The sequence below is a fragment of the Chryseobacterium sp. SORGH_AS_0447 genome (assembly GCF_030818695.1).
Taxonomy (GTDB): Bacteria; Bacteroidota; Bacteroidia; order Flavobacteriales; family Weeksellaceae; genus Chryseobacterium.
The window spans coordinates 2,555,272-2,574,393 of the sequence record NZ_JAUTAR010000001.1; the positions used below are offsets into that span (position 1 = coordinate 2,555,272).

At 40.1% G+C, this 19,122-nt stretch carries 11 protein-coding genes; 8 read left to right on the top strand and 3 right to left on the bottom strand.

Annotated elements, in window-relative coordinates:
* Positions 1–606: 606 nt before the first annotated feature.
* The 3 genes from QE422_RS11820 to QE422_RS11830 all read right to left on the bottom strand — a co-directional run bounded on the left by QE422_RS11820 (position 607) and on the right by QE422_RS11830 (position 5,335).
* Complete coding sequence (locus QE422_RS11820; RefSeq protein WP_307458437.1) at positions 607–2,808, bottom strand: radical SAM protein; 2,202 nt, start codon at positions 2,806–2,808, stop codon at positions 607–609.
* Positions 2,809–2,949: 141 nt separating this feature from the next.
* Positions 2,950–4,221 carry an aminotransferase class I/II-fold pyridoxal phosphate-dependent enzyme gene (locus QE422_RS11825; RefSeq protein WP_307462359.1) on the bottom strand — a complete coding sequence of 424 codons (1,272 nt, stop codon included), beginning with the start codon at positions 4,219–4,221 and terminating at the stop codon, positions 2,950–2,952.
* 76 nt (positions 4,222–4,297) lie between these two features.
* Positions 4,298–5,335: a PLP-dependent cysteine synthase family protein gene (locus QE422_RS11830; protein ID WP_307458439.1), complete on the bottom strand. Its 1,038-nt coding sequence runs from the start codon at positions 5,333–5,335 to the stop codon at positions 4,298–4,300.
* Positions 5,336–5,562: 227 nt separating this feature from the next.
* Between QE422_RS11830 and QE422_RS11835 the strand changes: the two genes are divergently transcribed.
* From QE422_RS11835 to QE422_RS11870, 8 genes are all read left to right on the top strand, one after another.
* A complete protein-coding gene (locus QE422_RS11835) occupies positions 5,563–9,048 on the top strand; it encodes a DUF2723 domain-containing protein (RefSeq protein ID WP_307458441.1) in 3,486 nt (1,161 codons plus the stop codon).
* Positions 9,049–9,175: 127 nt separating this feature from the next.
* A complete protein-coding gene (locus QE422_RS11840; RefSeq protein WP_307458444.1) occupies positions 9,176–10,663 on the top strand; it encodes a hypothetical protein in 1,488 nt (495 codons plus the stop codon).
* A 66-nt stretch (positions 10,664–10,729) separates the two neighbouring features.
* Positions 10,730–11,254 (top strand): DUF1697 domain-containing protein, encoded by a 525-nt coding sequence (locus QE422_RS11845; RefSeq protein ID WP_307458447.1) that lies wholly within the window; start codon positions 10,730–10,732, stop codon positions 11,252–11,254.
* 326 nt (positions 11,255–11,580) lie between these two features.
* Complete coding sequence (gene kdsA, locus QE422_RS11850; protein ID WP_307458450.1) at positions 11,581–12,390, top strand: 3-deoxy-8-phosphooctulonate synthase; 810 nt, start codon at positions 11,581–11,583, stop codon at positions 12,388–12,390.
* Between the two features lie 190 nt (positions 12,391–12,580).
* The gene (locus QE422_RS11855) at positions 12,581–14,827 is read left to right on the top strand and encodes a TonB-dependent siderophore receptor (RefSeq protein ID WP_307458453.1); all 2,247 of its coding nucleotides are present in this window, start codon (positions 12,581–12,583) and stop codon (positions 14,825–14,827) included.
* A 153-nt stretch (positions 14,828–14,980) separates the two neighbouring features.
* Positions 14,981–15,358 (top strand): hypothetical protein, encoded by a 378-nt coding sequence (locus tag QE422_RS11860; protein WP_307458455.1) that lies wholly within the window; start codon positions 14,981–14,983, stop codon positions 15,356–15,358.
* A gap of 100 nt (positions 15,359–15,458) precedes the next feature.
* On the top strand, positions 15,459–15,932 hold the full coding sequence (locus tag QE422_RS11865) for a DUF3347 domain-containing protein (protein ID WP_307458458.1): 474 nt from the start codon (positions 15,459–15,461) through the stop codon (positions 15,930–15,932).
* Positions 15,933–16,242: 310 nt separating this feature from the next.
* Positions 16,243–19,020, top strand: coding sequence for a multicopper oxidase domain-containing protein (locus QE422_RS11870; RefSeq protein ID WP_307458461.1), 2,778 nt, complete (start codon positions 16,243–16,245; stop codon positions 19,018–19,020).
* The last annotated feature ends 102 nt before the right edge of the window (positions 19,021–19,122 follow it).

The window sequence follows — 19,122 nt, forward strand, 5'->3', positions numbered from 1 at the left end:
ATAAATATAAACTCCCGGAATTTTCGTCGGGAGTTTTTAATTTTCATGAGCTTATTTTATTTACTAAACGAATTTAGTTAAGAAAGAATTCTTAATCGATCACCATACTATTCTGCGATACGATGTCTGGATTCCTACGGAATGACAAACCTAACATTGAAACTATGCAATAGAAAATAAGTAGATTTATTCAAACAAAAATTGTCATTTCATAAGAAGAAATACAACAATATAGTAAAGTAAACGCACAGTCTGTCATTCTGTAGGAAACCCAAGCCGAATTTTCTCTACTGCTCCTAATACTATATTTAGATTCCTATGGAATGACAAATATAACATGGAAATACACTATAAAATAAAGTAATCTATTAAACATAAAGATTGTCATTGTATAAGAAGAAATGCAGCAATATAGTAAATAAACGCACAGCTTGTCATTCCATAGGAATCCAAACCCAAATTCTTCCCAAATTATTTTTCCTTCATACCTGATCTAGATCTTCAAGATATAACAAGCCGAATTCTCACGATGAATCATTCTAAAAATATGAAATTATAGCACAATTTGTAGATTTTAAAAAATTCCGGAGAAAATTTAATTAAAAATTACAGGCTCAAAATTACCCCGTTTTCCTTCAATTGCTGCATCGGTTTGGAAAACCAGAACAGTTCAAAATCATCTAAATTCTGCTCAAAATTAATCTTAAGTTGCTGAAGGGTAAGCTTTTTAGGGTTTTCGATAGTATTTTCCTGAAATATTTTCATTAGCCATTCTGCCTGCTGCTGGTCCAGATCTATGCTTACAACATTGGTTTTTAAATGCGCTGTAATTTTCGTATACGGGTAAGCGGCCTTCTTTTTTGTTTTTACGCGATTCTCAGCGATTACGTTTTGTGTTAAAAAGATGACTTTTGAATTTCCTTTAAAAACAAAATCCTCATCTTCCAGCAAACAGTCGTGAATGTAATCCGGATGAATGGTTGTTCTCGGAATTTTAAATTCAAACCAGTCTTGAAGCGGAAGTTCAAAATTAATTCCGTGCATATAATTGAACAGGGACTTTTTCAAACCGAAACTAAATTTACCATGATCGATCCCTGTCTTGTCGGTGAAATCAATATCGTTGTTGGCAAAGAAAATTTCCTGCTTGATGGGTGTTACCCCAAATTCTTCAGGATTGATTCCTACCGGAGAATGCGCCGTCATGGCAAACTGATGCCAAAAGGCACTCTGTAAAATTCCCATCTCGAAAAGCTGCCGCACCATTTCCAGCGAATCCACAGTTTCCTGAATCGTCTGCGTCGGATAACCATACATTAAGTATGCATGGATCATAATGCCGGCTTCTGTAAAATTTCGGGTTACCTTGGCAACCTGCTCAACGGAGATTCCTTTATCGATCAATTTTAAGAGACGGTCGCTTGCTACTTCCAGTCCGCCCGAAACAGCCACGCAGCCTGAAAGCTTTAAAAGAAAACAGAGATCTTTCGTAAAGCTTTTTTCAAAACGGATGTTCGTCCACCAGGTAACCACCAGATTTCTGCGTAAAATTTCCAAAGCCACTTCCCGCATCAGGGCCGGAGGTGCCGCTTCATCTACAAAATGAAATCCTGTTTCCCCCGTAGATTCGATGAGCTCTTCCATACGGTCGACCAGAATCTTTGCAGAAATCGGTTCGTAGATTTTGATGTAGTCCAGCGAAATATCGCAGAATGTACATTTTCCCCAATAGCAGCCGTGCGCCATCGTAAGTTTGTTCCACCTTCCGTCGCTCCAAAGGCTGTGCATCGGATTGGCAATCTCAATTACGGAAATATATTTGTCTAACTGAAGATCAGTGTAATCGGGAGTTCCAATATCCGCCTGCTTATAATCGTGCCTTACCGAATTATTTTTATAAACGACTGCGCCGTTCTCCATTAAAAAAGTTCTTTTAAACTGAGCGGATTCATCCTGACTTTGCGTAGTAGGGCAGATGCTTTCATACAACAGTTCAAGAGGAAGCTCGCCGTCATCTAGGGTAATGAAATCAAAGAAGTCAAATACCCGCTGATCTTTTATTTCCCTTAATTCCGTATTCGGAAAACCGCCGCCCATCGCTGTTTTGATATGCGGGTAATTCTCTTTGATGAATTTGGCGCACCGGAAAGCAGCGTAGAGATTTCCGGGAAAAGGTATTGAAAAGCAAACCAGTTTGGGCTGTACGGTTTCCAGCTTTTTCTGAAGGATTTCTAAAGTGAAGCCATCAATAAAGGTTGAATCGCCGATGATTTTAGCATATAGCTCGTCAAACGAATTGGCACTTTTCCCTAAACGCTCTGCATACCGGCTGAATCCGAAATCAGGATCTATATTTTCGACAATGTAATCGGAGAGGTCCTCCAGGTATAAGGTGGCCAGGTGTTTAGCTTTATCCTGCAGTCCCATATTTCCAAAAGCAAATTCCATATCGTCCAGCTGGTTGAAACGGGAAGCCTCGGGAAGAAAATTCATGGAGCAGATCTGCCGTGCCAAGGTCGGTGTTTTTCCCTGGAGAAAACTGATGACCTGGTCAATGGTTTTTATATATTCATTTCTGAGGGTAAATATCCGCTGGGTGTTTTCCGAAACATTCGGAAGATCAATAGTCTTATCGAAAATTTTCCGGATTCCTTCTTTTGAAAACAACGCCAGAATAACCTCAATCCCCAAATCCACCTGATGGCTCGAAATATTCTTGGTATTCAGAAAACCTTTGATGTAAGCTGTAGCAGGATAAGGAGTGTTAAGTTGCGTAAAAGGCGGAGTGATAAGAAGCAGATCTTTCAACAGAAATTTTTTGCAAAGTTATTTCAAATAATTTAATTTTTACAATTTCTGCCGATCTTAATTTTCCTGAATTTTTATATGAGAAGACTAAATGAATTCCATAAAAAAACCACTGAAATTTTCAGTGGTTTTTGTTTTATCTTAGATGGCTTTAAAGCTCAAGCCTTGTTCTTCTAATAATTTTTGCTCCTGCTCCTTGTAATGCCCACTTACCAATTTATCATGGATCGCTTCAAAAGCAGCGAGGGTTTCATTGATTTCGGAATCCGTATGAGAAGCGGTAGGAATCAGCCTTAATAAAATCATTCCTTTTGGAATAACCGGATATACCACTACCGAAGTAAAGATTCTGTAATTTTCTCTTAAATCCTTCACTAAAAGCGTTGCTTCTACAGGTGTTCCTTGCATCATTACCGGAGTTACACAAGTGTTGGTATCACCGATGTTGAAGCCTCTTTCTTTAAGACCGTTCTGTAATTTATAGGTATTTTCCCAAAGTTTTGCTTTGATTTCCGGTCTTGTTCTCAACAGTTCCAGTCTTTTCAGACCACCGATTACCATTGGCATTGTCAGTGATTTTGCGAAGATCTGTGATCTCAGGTTAAATTTCAGGTATCTGATAATTTCCTTATCTCCAGCGATGAAAGCGCCGAATCCTGCCATCGATTTGGCAAAAGTTGAGAAATAAACATCGATCTGATCCTGGCATCCCTGCTCTTCACCGGCTCCGGCTCCTGTTTTTCCAAGGGTTCCAAATCCATGGGCATCGTCTACCAATAATCTGAATTTGAATTTTGATTTTAATTCACAGATTTCTTTCAGTTTTCCCTGCTGTCCTCTCATTCCGAAAACTCCTTCCGTAATTACTAGGATTCCACCTCCGGTTTCTTCAGCAACTTTAGTGGCGCGTTCTAGGTTTTTTTCTAGGCTGGCGATATCGTTATGTCGGTACGTGAATCTTTTTCCGGCGTGAAGTCTTACCCCGTCTACGATGCAGGCGTGGGAATCGACATCATAAACAATTACATCGTTTCTTCCAACCAAAGCGTCAATCGTAGACACCATTCCCTGGTATCCGAAATTCAATAAATATGCAGATTCCTTTTGAACAAAATCGGCCAGTTCTCTTTCCAGTTGAAGGTGCTGTTCCGTCTCACCCGACATCGCTCTTGCGCCCATCGGATAGAACATTCCGAATTCTGCGGCCGCCTTTGCATCAGCTTCCAGCACTTCGGGGTGGTTACACATTCCCAAATAATCATTCGCACTCCAGAAAATAACTTCTCTGCCCTGGAACTGCATTCTCGGGCCGATCGGTCCTTCCAATCTAGGGAAAATGAAATACCCTTCACCATAATCTGCAAATTGTCCAAGTGGTCCTGGATTTTCTTTTATTCTGTCAAAAATATCCAACATTTTATTAATATTTTAAGTAAAAAAGCCTTTTGTAGTTACAAAAAGGCTTGGTTTGTATAAATTTATTCTTTTCTTATTTGATGAATTCTGTTTTGAAAACTTCATCGTAGTTGTGAACACAGTTGTTGATGAAACCCTGTTCAGCCATCCATTTATCACTGTACACCTTGGTGATGTATCTTGAGCCGTGATCCGGATAAATTAAAACAATAACATCGTTTTCGGAAAATTCGTGAGACTGTGCGTACTGCATCAATGCCTGGGTAACCGCACCGGTAGTATAACCTCCCATAATTGCTTCTTTCAAAGCAATTTCACGCGTTCTGTACGCAGACATTTCATCATTTACCCGTACAAATTCATCCACTTTTTCAAACAGAAGGGCAGAAGGAATCAGATTTTTCCCCATTCCTTCAATCTGGTAAGGATGAACATCTTCTTTATGGATTTCCCCAGTTTCATGATAGCTTTTCAGGATGGATCCGTCTGCATCCACTCCGATAATCTTGATAAACGGATTTTTCTCTTTTAAAAATTTCGCAGATCCCGACAAAGTGCCGCCGGTTCCGGTGCATGCAAAAAGATGCGTTATTTTACCTTGTGTCTGTTCCCAGATTTCCGGGCCTGTGGTTTGATAGTGAGCATCGATATTCAGCTCGTTGAAATACTGATTGATATAGATGGAGTTAGGCGTTTCCGCAGCGATTCTTTTGGCCACTTCATAGTAGGATCTCGGATCATTCGCCGGAACATTTGCCGGACAAATATAAACCGTAGCTCCTAATGCTTTAAGATAAGCAATTTTTTCAGGCTTTGTTTTATCACTAACGGCCAGAATGCATTTATATCCTTTGATAATGCAGACCATGGCAATAGAGAATCCTGTATTTCCGGACGTCGTTTCTACAACAATGGAATCTTCTTTTAATAAACCTCTTTTCTCAGCGTTTTCTATAATGTGAAGTGCGATTCTGTCTTTAGTGGAATGTCCAGGATTATATGATTCTAACTTGGCGTAAACGGTTGCAGGAATATCTTTCGTCACAGTGTTAAGCTTCACCATAGGAGTGTTTCCTATTAGGCCAAGTATATTATCGTAAACATTACTCATTATTTGTCGTTATTTTTCAATAAAAATCTGTCGGCAAAAATACAAAAAAATAAATTCAATTTCTAAACTTTTGTTTGATTTTTGAAATCTAAAGTTACATAAAATTTATTTTGTCTGTATAATCCAATGATGAAACTTTTCAAAAAGTAAGCCAAAACCTTTAAATTTTGTTAAAACCCCTCTAAAATCACAGAAAAGCCTTATTTTCGCGTAATTGATTTAATAATATGAAAAATTGGACTTTTAGGCAATGGAACACCGTTCTCGGATGGGTGGTTTTCGCTATTGCATTCATCACGTACTTGTCCACGATAGAACCGAATTTCAGTTTTTGGGATTGCGGCGAGTACATTTCTTCAGCAGTAAAACTTGAGGTAACGCATGCTCCCGGAGCGGCTTTATTCCAGATTGTGGGTGCCGTGGCAGCCATTTTTGCTTTAGGGAATGGCGAAAATTATTCAATCGTGATCAACGCGATGTCTGCCCTGTTCAGCGCATTTACGATTCTGTTTCTGTTCTGGACAATTACTCATTTTGTAAGACGGCTTCTGAACAGAGATTTCGAAGAGATTACAAAACATCAGGAAATTTCTATCCTTTTTGCCGGAATTGTGGGCGCCTTGTGCTTTACTTTTTCAGATACTTTCTGGTTCTCTGCGGTAGAAGGAGAAGTGTACTCGATGGCATCGATGTTTATTGCGCTTTTGGTCTGGTTAATTACCAAATGGGAAAACGAATATCAGGTAGAAGGAAATGAGCGATGGATTATTTTGATTTTCTTTATTCTGGGACTTTCGGTGGGGGTTCACATGATGTGTATGCTGGCAATTCCTGCTGTGTGCCTGGTGTATTATGCAAGAAGCTATAAATTTACATGGAAGAATTTTATATTGGCAAATGCCATCACATTGCTTATCCTTGCTATCGTATTTAAAGGAATTTTCCCATTCATTATGACGATGTTCGGAAAACTGGAAATTTTCTTTGTTAATGGGCTTAATCTACCTTTCCATTCCGGAACAATCGTAGCGTTTATCCTGATGATCGCCATCTGCTATTTCCTGATTTCCTACGCCAGAAAGATGAAGAAAAATGTGTTTCAGACCATTGCTTTATCTATTGTTTTTATGATGATTGGTTTCTCATGCTGGATGGTAATCCCGATCAGGGCTAATGCCAATCCTCCGATGAACCTTAATGATCCTGACAATGCCATCGGAATGCTGGATTATTACAACAGGGAACAATACGGTGACTGGCCGACGAGCTACGGACAGAATTACACGGCTTTTCTTGACGCCAACGGGATCGAGAAAAATGAAGACGGAAGTTTCAAAACCACGAAGACCGGAGAAATTTATGAGAAAGACGAAAAGACCGGAACGTACCGAAAAACAGGAGACCGGTTCAACTACGTTTTCAATAAAGCGCATGTAGGCTTTATGCCGAGAATGTTTAATGAGGACAAAGATGTGATGTCAAATTACATCTCGATGTACGGAGCGCCGGATTTTACGTTCAACTATGCTAATGAAGATGTGGCAGACAGTCCTGAAGCGAAGCAGATTTTTGATGAGCTGAGAAAAAAATACGAAGACGGATCGATCACGGCAGCGGATTATCTGAAAGTAAAACCTTATAACTTAATCAATGTTCAAAAACCTTCTTTAGGGCAGAACCTTGATTATTTCATCACCTTCCAGAACGGATATTATTTCGTTCGTTATTTAATGTGGAACTTTGTGGGCCGTCAGAACGACCTTGAAGGAAATATGGAAAGCACAAGAGGAAACTGGATTTCCGGGATTCCTTTTATCGATAATGCTTTATGGGGCAACCAAGATAAAATGCCTTCTAAATTTAAAAATGAAAGTACGGTTAAATTCTTCTTTCTCCCTTTGATTTTAGGATTAATCGGATTCTTCTTCCAGCTGAACAGAGACTTTGGAAGATTCTACGCTATGCTTTCGATCTTTGTATTAATGAGTGTGGGGATTATTTTCTATACCGGGGTAAAACCTTTTGAGCCGAGAGAAAGAGATTATGCGATGGTGGGTTCATTTTATGTTTTTGCCATCTGGATCGGATTGGGAGCAGGTGCTATTCTCTGGTTCCTACAGTCTAAAATAAAATCAAATGCTGCCAATATCGTTGCCGGTGTTGTTTTATTGGGTGTTCCTTTCATGATGGGCTTCCAGAATTATAATGTTCACGACAGACACGACCGTTATACGGCTTATGATTACGGATATTCCGTATTGAAGTCTCTGCCGAAAGAAGATATTTTATTTGTATACGGAGATAATGATACCTATCCGGTTTGGGCTATTCAGGAGACTGAGCAGTTCAGAGATGATGTAAAAGTGGTAAACTTCACCCTGGCTTCAACCCCTTGGAATATCGATCAGATTAAAAGAAGAACCTACAATGCAGCACCGGTTCCGGGCGTATTGACCCACGATGATTACAGAGACGGTGTAAACGACCAGATCTATATGATGAAGAAATCGGATTGGGAAGGACTTTTCTCTATGCTGAAAGAACAGGGGGCGCCACCGACGGAATTTGCAGAATTCAGAAAATTCCTGACGCAGGATTCCATGACGATGAAGCAGGCCATCAGCTTCCTAAAATATACTTCTCCGGCGAAGAATGAATTGTTGAAAATGTACTTTGGAGAAGAGAAATACGAGAAATACAATATTTTACCGGTAAATAAATTCATCCTGCCGGTAAATAAAGAAAACGCCGTAAAAGCAGGAATCATTAAAGCAGCGGATCTTCCGGATACCGTAAACCAGATCATGATTACTTACAAAGGAAATACGTTGTATAAAAATAATCTAATCTTGCTTGATGTCCTGGCTAACTTCGACTGGAAAAGGCCGATCAATTTCTCGTCAGGAGGAATCTACGACAGCGAAAATATTTTCTACCTTGATGAATACCTGCAGTTCGACGGGTTCAGCTACAGGCTGGTTCCGGTTCATACGCCGCAGACGCAGAATGGAGATATGGGAAGGGTAGACGGAAACTCTTTATATAATGTAGTGAAAAACTTCAGATGGGGGAATTTCAAAGATCTTGATACCCACTTTGATGAAACGGCAACGTCCAACATCATGAGCTACAGGGCTGCCGCCAGCAGAGCAGCTGCTGCTCTTGCGACCATGGGTCAGAATGCCAAAGCTTCCGAATTACTGGATTTGGCTTCCAAAGAAATTCCGGCTCAGAAATACAATGATCCGCGTTCTTTAAGCTCGATGGTATACGGATATATCGTTTCCGGACAGGAGAAAAAAGGATTGCAGCTTGCTGAAGTTCTTAAAAAAGGAATCTTTGACGAGTACGATTATTATATGAGCCTGAGCAGAGCCGATCAGAACTATTTAAGAAGACAGATCAGAACCAAACCGATGGAATATTCTTTAGTGGTTTCTGCTGTTACAGACGGTTATACAAGAATCGGGAAAAAAGACAAAGCCTACGATTACCTGGTAAAATCCATCGAACCGATCGATAAGAAATTCAACGGATTTATTGAAAATCTTAAAGAAATGGGCAAGGAAAAAGCCATGAAAGAATCGGAGCAGGTGCAGAAGATCACGCCTTTTTACCAGTATCTATTCGATGTGATGGAACCTTTTGATTCCACTTATTCGAAAGAAAAGGAAACGCAGATCACCAACTCGATCATCAAAGCGACTCAATAATCTTAAAATTTAAACTTAGCATTAAGATTAAAATATATTTAAATATAAAACGGAACTTCGATTCCGTTTTTTTTGTGTTGGGATTTGATGAATTTTAAGATTATATTTGCCTGATTAACGAAGCACAATGTCAGAGACGAAAAATAACAAAATCCCGATCTATGCTGTATTACTTACAGTTGTTTTCAAACTGTTGTTTTTACTTACCAACTACATCCAGGAAGACGCCTTCATTACTTGGAGGGTTGCTCAGAACCTAATGGATTATGGTGTGATCGGTTTCAACGGGCCTGAAAAAATTTCTGCATCCACCACACACCTTTACGTTTTTGTATCATACCTGTTCAACGTTATTTTTGGAAAAGAAAATTTCATTGTTCCGCTTCTTACTTTTAATTCTGTACTTTTTACAATCGGAAGCCTTTTTCTTTCGCATCTTCTGCTGAAAAACAATTGGCACAAAGCCCTTTTTATCTTTTTAATAGGAATTTTACCGCCGGCCATTAAAGTTTCCATTCTGGGAATGGAGTACGGCATCCTTTTCTTTCTGGAAATGGCTTTGCTCTATTATGGCTTTTATAAATCTAAAAAATGGGCTTTGCTCCTGTTGCCTTTCTTAATTTTATTCACCAGAATCGACACGGTTATTTTTTTAGGCGTTGTCTTTTTAGTGGATCTGTTTTGGACGAGAAAAGTCAGATGGATTTATATTTTAGGAGGTATGGCAGGCTTTGCGGCAACACTCGCGTTCAATTGGTTTTACTTTGGGGAAATTGTCAACAATACCATTGTAGCCAAAAAATTAGCTTACAGTAAAGATTTTACATTGGATCAAAATTTGGAATACTTCAGGCTGAACTTCGGGAATTTCTGGGGAATGCTGAAGCTGCCGGGAGATTTCAATCCGCTCACTATCCTTCTTCTGATTTTTGAGCTGCTTTGTTTTATATATTTGGTAAGACAAAAGGAGAAAAGAAATGTTTTTCTCTGGATGGTATTTATTTTCGGTTGGGTAAAACAGCTGGTTTTCCTTTCACAGAAAAGCCTTTTCGACTGGTATTACTGGGTTCCGCAGATCCTGCTTTTTGTTCCGGTTCTGATCTTTGTGCTGGAGCAAAAGGAAAAAAGAAATCTTTGGCTTTCTTTGCTGATTGTTGTTTACATCGTTCCGATGCTGGCTTTCCAGACTGTACATTCGATTGCTACCGGAAACGGGGAATGGAATTACCGGAGAACCATCGGATTATTTTTAAACCGATATGAAAAAGATAAAAACCAATGGATATTCCTGGAACCTGCCGGTTACGTACCGTATTTTTCAGGGTTAAAAACCATTGATGAAGTAGGATTGGTAGACAAAAAAGTGCAGGAAGAAATCAAAAAAGACAAACCTAATTTCTGGATCAATACGGTAAAAAACAGAAAGCCGAAATACCTGCTTTCCTACGACGATCTGTTTACCTCCAAACATGCAGATTATCTGAAAGTCCATTATAAATTAATTAAAGAATTCCGGATCAAAGACCACCTGAAAAGCGACAATAAGATTCTGGAAAAAATTTACATCCTCAAACCTTCCGGAACAGATTACAACCTCTACCAAAGAATCGATTAAAAATATCATAAACCCTTTAACTCCCCAACTCTCCAACCCTAAAAACCCCTCAAAATCAAAAAAACCATGAAATACTGTGCATTTCTTCGTGGCGTTAATGTAAAAGGAACCAATATGAAAATGGCGGAAGTCTGCCGGGTGTTTGAAGATGCCGGAATGAAGGAAGTATCCTCGGTTCTAGCTTCAGGAAATATTGTTTTTTCGTCGGACCAGAAAGAAGATGCACTGAAAAAAGTTCTTGAAAAGGCGATGTCCGAATACTTTTCCTATGAAGCATTTCTTTTCGTAAGATCACAGGAGGAAGTACAGAATTGCGTCAATGGTAATCCCTTTGATAAAAATGAAGATTTGCATGCTTATATTTTTGTAGGAAACAAAGGGGTAGAGGAAACCCTGATGCAGGAGTTCAGCAATGCTTCAAAAGCTGAAAAAGAGGCAGCCAAAGTCGTAAATCATACTTTTTACTGGCAGGTTCCGAAAGGCAGTACTTTGGATTCGACCTTCGGGAAAATTTTAGGGAAGAAAAACCTGAAAGATCAGTTTACCAGCCGTAATCTGAATACTTTTGAAAAGATTCTGAAGAAATTTTAATCTAACGGTTTTGAAGTTACATGTTTAAATCAGTATTAAACTGATTGAATTAATTTAGTCGGAGCTTAGCAAATTTATTTCTGGTTAATTCCACGCCGGACTAGAATAAAAATCAAAGATTTTTTAAACTTTTGTGCACTTATCTGATGTAGTATTGGTAACTTAAATATGCAGGATCAATTTCTTTTGTACCTTTTGTGGTTAATAAAAGCTTTAACAGTCCCACAAAATATCTACTGCATCGGTGACTGTAAAAGATGATTGGTAAATAATTTCGCATTTACGAACTTTCTCAGTATTTTTACTGAACTTTTAATTACCATAAAATGATTCAGTATTTAGATAACATCCACCACAAAGATTCAAAAAACTTTTTCCTGATTGCCGGACCCTGCATTATTGAAGGCGAAGACATGGCCCTGAAAATCGCAGAGAAAGTAGTGGAACTCACCAACAAATACAACATTCCCTATATTTTTAAAGGAAGTTTCAAGAAAGCCAACCGCAGCCGGGTGGATTCTTTTACGACAATCGGTGAAGAAAAATCGCTCGAAATCCTTAAAAAAGTAGGAGAGACTTTTAATATTCCTACAACAACAGATATTCACGAAAACGAACATGCAGCTTTGGCTGCGCAATATGTAGATGTGCTTCAGATTCCGGCGTTTCTGGTTCGTCAGACGGATCTTTTGGTAGCCGCAGCCGAAACGGGAAAATGCGTTACCCTGAAAAAAGGACAGTTCCTTTCCCCGGAATCGATGAAATTTGCCGTTCAGAAAATTACAGATTCCGATAACCAGAAAGTAGCGATCATTGAAAGAGGAAATTCTTTCGGATATACGGATCTTGTGGTAGATTACAGAGGAATTCCGACAATGAGAAATTATGCGCCTGTGATTCTGGATGTTACCCATTCTTTACAGCAGCCCAACCAAAGCTCGGGCGTTACCGGAGGAAGACCGGACCTGATCGAAACGGTAGCCAAAGCAGGAATTGCCGTAGGGGCCGACGGAATCTTCATTGAAACCCATCCGACACCTGAAACCGCTTTATCCGACGGTGCCAACATGCTGCGACTGGACCTGCTGGAAGACCTGCTGCAAAAATTAACCCGGGTAAGAGAAGCGATCTTATAGTTCGTTCACTACCTAAAAAAGCTTATCTGAATTTTAACACCGGTTTGAATTGCCATCAGTTTTTTCCGATTGAGTAATCTCGAAAATAAAGGAAATACTGCAGAAATTGATGATTATAAATGTTAAGGAAAGTTTAAATAAGTTAAAATAAAATTTATATATTCACGTTTGAAATTTTAAAACATTTCTTTTGAAAAAACTAGTTTTACCATTGAGCCTTATGGTTCCTGCATTAGTATTCTCTCAGGTAAGAAAGAAGAAGGATACGATGAAAACCGCAAGCATCGAAGAAGTCGTTTTCCAGAGAAAAGTGACGGGAAGTACCAACGATATGACCGCCGTAAAAATTTCGGCTAAGGATGCAAAAAATGTGGCCAGTATCTCCGGAGGAATCGAAGGAATCCTGAAAACCTTACCTTCCGTAAACTCCAATACGGAGCTTTCATCCCAATATATGGTTCGTGGCGGAAACTATGACGAAAACCTGATCTACATCAACGATATCGAAATATACCGTCCTTTCCTGATCCGGAATTCCCAGCAGGAAGGATTAAGTATCATCAATCCGGATATGGTCTCCACCGTAAACTTTTCAGCCGGAGGTTTTGAGCCCCGATACGGCGATAAGATGTCTTCGGCACTGAACATCTACTACCGTGAGCCTGAAAAATTTGAGGTGGCCGGGGAAGGAAGCTTAATTGGTGGCCGTCTGACAACCGGTTTTGCAGCCGGAAAAGACAGTGAGGGGAACCGTAAATTTACCGCATTGTTTTCAGGAAGATACCGGAATACCAATCTTGTTCTGAATACATTGAATGAAGATACCGATTTCAATCCCAAATACATGGATTTCCAGACGTATCTCAATTATCATTTCAACCCGAAATTGACCATGTCATTTATCGGATATTATTCCAAGAATGATTACGAAATGATCCCGAAAGAAAGAAGCATCGACTTCGGTTCTTTACAGCAGCCCATCAACCTTACCGTAAATTATGGTGGCCGTGAAGACGATAAGTACAAAAATATGATGGGAACTTTCTCCCTGAATTTCAAACCTTCGGATAAATGGAGATTTACGCTGGATGCCTTTGCCTACCAGAACCGGGAGCGGGAATATTATTCCATTGCATCGGCGTACGTATTGCAGACGTTTGATCCGGTAACGGGAGCGCCGGTGACTTCCTATGATACCGGTGGCCAGATCGAGCACGCCAGAAATGATTTGTTTGTGAAAACATACGGAACACAGGCAAGAGCCCGTTTTTCGCCCAACGTCAATACCGATATCGAAGTAGGATTCAAATATGAAAAAGAAAACCTGAAAGATCTCACCAACGAATGGAAGCTGGTGGATTCTGCAGGATACAGCACTCCGATCTCTGCACTCCTGGACCCGAGAAATCCGCCTGATCTGGAACTGTATTACAATATTTCAGGGAAAAATAACATACAGCCGACAAGAATGTCGGCGTACGCGCAGTATTCCCAGAAATTTTTCTGGGGAAGCAATAAGGTCTTTTTAAATGCGGGAGCTAGGGTAGCACACTGGAGTTTCAACAACGAAACCATCTTCTCTCCGAGGGCACAGTTTGCCATTAAGCCGGATTGGGACAGCGATATGCTGTTCAGGCTTTCGGGAGGGATTTATTACCAGGCACCGTTTTATAAGGAAATCAAAGATCTCGACGGGAATTTCAACCCGAATATAAAATCCCAGCGATCCATTCAGGCTATTCTGGCCAATGACTATGAGTTCCAGATGTATGACCGGCCGTTTAAGCTGACCACGGAATTGTATTATAAGAAAATGGATGATCTTATTCCGTATTTCATGGACAACGTAAGAATCCGTTATTCAGGAAAGAACAATGCTTCGGGATATGCGTATGGAGTCGATACGCGATTGTTCGGGGAATTTGTTCCCGGTGTTGATTCATGGCTGTCGGCAAGTTACGCCCGCGTCTATGAAAATATCAACGGAAGAGGCGATATTCCGAGACCTACCGACCAAAGGCTGCGCTTTGCGATGTTCTATCAGGATTATATGCCGAAATTTCCCAAAATGCGTGTTAATCTTACTTTGGTTTACGCTATGGGATTGCCCACCGGTTCACCGATTGTATTGGATGAAAACAGGAAGATCGATTATTTTGCAGGATACTCTTATCAGAAAACATTGCCGTCCTACAAAAGAGTGGATTTAGGACTTTCTTATGCATTTATAGATCCGAAAGAAAAAAATAATGCGTACGGTTTCTGGGGAAATTTTGATGAACTGACGCTTGGAGTGCAGGTTTTCAATGCCTTCAACATCAGAAATACAGTAGCCAACCAATGGATTACGGATGCCAACACCAACCTGATGTATCCGGTTCCGGTTCGTTTAACAGGGCGTTTCTTTAATGTAAAGCTTGAATTTAAAATTAAATAGCAAAGAACTTCAATCAGCGGGCTGCTTTGGTATCCTGACGAAATAAAATGAAAAACTCCCGGAATGCCGGGAGTTTTTTGTTTGCCGTATTTTATAACAACTGTACAAAATTTTATAACAGAAATACCACAGATAATTTTTAACTTTGTCTCAATGAAAAAGATTCTTGCCATACTGTTCTCTGTTTTCTACTTCGGATTTTCGTCCGGAGCAGTGTTCAGCGTTCATTATTGTATGAATGAATTGGAATCTATAAGCCGTAATGCAGAAGATGCATGCAGCAAATGCGGTGTAAAAACAAAGAAAGACTGCTGTAAAACTGAAATCAAAGTTGTAAAAGTTGACGATTCTCAAAAGTCGGATTTTCTTAAAGTTGATTTTTTAAAACAGATCCATGAGGGTTCACGGCACGAATTTGTAGTGGCAGACCCATCTTTTTCCGCTACCAAATTTATTCAGATACGAATCAACGCACCGCCTGAAATACGGCCGGTTCCCATTTTTATTACCCATTGTCATTTTAGGATTTAGAATCCGTCAGTCGCTTAATATTATTATTAAACACGACACGGTTTGTCGCATCATGCGGTTCTAAAATATTTAATTAAAATTAATCCTAAAATTTAAAACAATGAAAAAGTATATCATCACTGCAGTATTCTCTTTATTTTCAATCATTTCTATTTCGGCACAGTCCAAAAAGGATGCACAGGTTTCTAAACTCTATCAAAATTATATTGCCATAAAATCGGCTCTGGCTTCGGACGATGCCGATAAAACTTCAAAAGCAGCATCCGAATTTATCAAAACGGCATCAGCTGTTGACTACAAAAAAGTTTCGGAAGGAAACCTCAATATTCTAAGAAAAGATGCTACCGCCATTTCAGAGGCGAGAAGCATTACCACGCAAAGAGAGACCTTCATGAATCTTTCAGACAACATGATTGCCCTGGCCAAAGAATACAAGCTTTCCGACAGTCCGGTATATGTTCAGTATTGCCCGATGGCCGATGGAAGCTGGCTGAGCGACGAATCAAAGATTGCCAATCCTTATTATGGAAAATCCATGCTTACCTGTGGGAATGTGAAGTCGACCATCAAGTAAGACCTGTATTATTTAAAATAAATTGGTTGTAAAGTCTGAACGAAAATAAGCTTTGCTATTAACGGTAAGAGCTTGTACCAAATAATGTGTTTTTAAACAGGAAAGGATTTAAATTTAAATCTTATTCAATCGGCTTTACAACCATTTTCTAACTCATTTAACTGCAATCGCAAATTTTATAAGAGCATTGAGTGTATTAAGATCTCAGGAGATTAAAAGTTAATTTTTTTTTCTTGATGATCTGCTATTCATCTTAATGATGTACACTTATCTGTTGCGGCCTTTGCGGTTAAATACATTACGGAATATAATGAAAAAATTCATCCTGTTTCTGTTGCTTTTCTGCTCTTTTTTAAGTTTCTCACAAACGGTAAAAACCTATTTTACCTGTCCGATGCATCCCGAAGTTGTCTCTTCAAAACCGGGACACTGCCCAAAGTGTGGGATGACATTGGTAAAAAAGACGGTGGCGGTGAAGCCGAAAGCAATAGTAAAACCAAAAGATAAGCAGGCTCCGGAAGCCAAAGTAAAACAAACAGAAATTAAAAAAAGTTCGGTTAAAAATCCGGTAAATAAAGAAAGAAGTTCCAGTAAAAGCACTTCAAAGCCTGTTTTAAATTCTAAAAACAGGTCGCAGGATAAGATTGTATCCGGATCAAAGCCGGATCGTCAGTCTGCTGTTCAACAGCAGAAAAAGTATACCTGCCCGATGCATCCGGAAGTGACCTCCGGCAAACCGGGAAAATGTCCCAAATGCGGAATGAATTTAATCGAAGCCGAAGATCATACTGGACATGATCCCGAACCCGGAACCAGTGATTCTGTTTTAAAAAAGAATTCGGCAAACGGAAAACTGAGTTTCAGCGGCAGAACAGTGCGTTATGATTTATATGTAAAAGACACGATCGTCAATTTTACCGGAAAAAACCGCAGGGCAATTGCTGTAAACGGAAAGCTGCAGGCTCCGACCTTATATTTTACTGAAGGAGATACTGCTGAAATTTATCTTCACAATATGCTGAAGGAAAATACCGGATTTCATTGGCACGGAGTCATTTTACCCAATGAATTTGACGGTGTTCCTTACCTTACGACAAAACCTGTAAAGCCCGGAGAAACGCACCTGTACAAATTCAGGATTTCACAGAACGGAACCTATTGGTATCATTCCCATGAAAGCCTGCAGGAGCAGATTGGTATGAACGGGATTCTGGTTTTCAAGAAAAGAGAAGAAAATCCGGGTACAAACTATTCCCGTGAAATTCCCGTATTGCTGGGAGAATGGACGAATGACAACCCCAAGCAGATCGCCAGGCGGCTTCACATGGCGAACACCGATTGGTATGCCATCAGGAAAAACGCCGTCCAGAGCTATGGAGAAGCCCTGAAATCAGGAAATTTCGGGACAAAACTATTGAACGAATGGAAGAGGATGGAAGCTATGGATGTGAGTGATGTGTATTATGAACGGTTTCTCATCAACGGGCAGCCCAGTTCCGGATATGCTGATCTGAAAGCAGGAGATAAAGTACGGCTTAGAGTAGCGAATGGAGGATCTTCCACCTATTTCTGGCTGAATTTCGGAGGCGGAAAAATAAAGGTGGTGGCCAACGACGGCAATGAAGTCGTTCCTGTGGAAGTCGACCGTCTGATTGTCGGGGTTTCTGAAACGTACGATATTGAAGTTACCATTCCGGAGAATAAAAGTTTTGAATTCCGCGCTACGTCAGAAGACCGGATCGGTCATGCTTCGCTCTGGCTGGGATCGGGAGATAAGGTGGAAGCTCCGGATTTACCCCGGCTAAAGCTTTTTGAAGGAATGAAGATGATGAACGGCATGATGAGCATCAGCGGAAACATGAAGCCGATGAATATGACGATGAGCAACCAGATGATGGATATGAATGAGGTAATGTACCCCGAGCTTTCCGAAAGCCAGCGTAAAATGACAATGAGGCATATGAATGAAATGATGGGCATCAAAGAGAAGGAAACCGAAGATAACTCCCAACATTCGGGAATGGATATGTCCGAAGAAAAATTCATCAAAAGATTATCCTACAATATGCTGAAATCTCCTGAGAAAACTATTCTGCCTTCAGATAATGTGCGTGAGCTGAAATTCAGACTCGAAGGAAATATGAATCATTATTTGTGGACACTGGATAATAAAACGGTGACGGAAACGGATAAAATTCTGGTGAAGAAAGGAGAAATTCTGCGAATCACCATGTACAACAATTCGATGATGCGCCACCCGATGCACCTGCACGGTCATGATTTCCGGTTAATCAATGCCAAAGGAGAGTATTCGCCCCTGAAAAATGTGGTGGATATTATGCCGATGGAAACCGATACGATTGAATTTGCAGCCAACCAGGATGGCGACTGGTTCTTCCACTGCCACATCCTTTATCACATGATGGCAGGAATGGGAAGGGTATTCAGCTATGAAAATTCAAGACCTAATCCGCAATTGCCGGATAAAAAGCTGGCCTGGAAAAACTTTATGAAAGACAACCGAATGATCAGCTCCATGGCCATGCTGGATGTAAATTCCAACAAGCTCCATGCGGAAACCATGACAATGTTCGGACCACGATGGACCAATCTGAATGAATTTCACTCCAACTGGGATTTCAATCATTTTGACGGAAATTTTAAAGCGGGAAGGTTTTTAGGAAAGTTTCAGTGGGCGCTGCCTTATGCCGGATTCAGGATTCAGAACAATCATGAAATCATGGAACGGCAGATGGCTGAAGCGATGGGAATGGATTTTCACGGCCGTAAAACATGGTTCGGCCAGCAGAAAGCTTCAAAGACAAAGGGTGCATTTATTGTAGGAGCACAATATGTGTTGCCAATGCTGATTATTGCTGATGCCAGTATAGACCAAAACGGGAAAGTCCTGCTGGAGTTTCAGCGAGAAGACATTCCGATTTCGAGAAGATTAAGAGGAAATTTCAGCCTGAATTCCGACGGAGAATTCTCAACAGGTTTGCGTTATATTGTACAGAAGTGGCTTTCGGTATCCGGAAATTATGATAACGAAATGGGCTGGGGAGCCGGAATTACTTTGATGTATTAAGTATAATCTAATAAAAGAATCTTGTCTGAGAAGATTAATCAAACCTCATAGGTTATTAAAACCTATGAGGTTTTTTAAAAACAAAAAATAAAACAGCTGTCC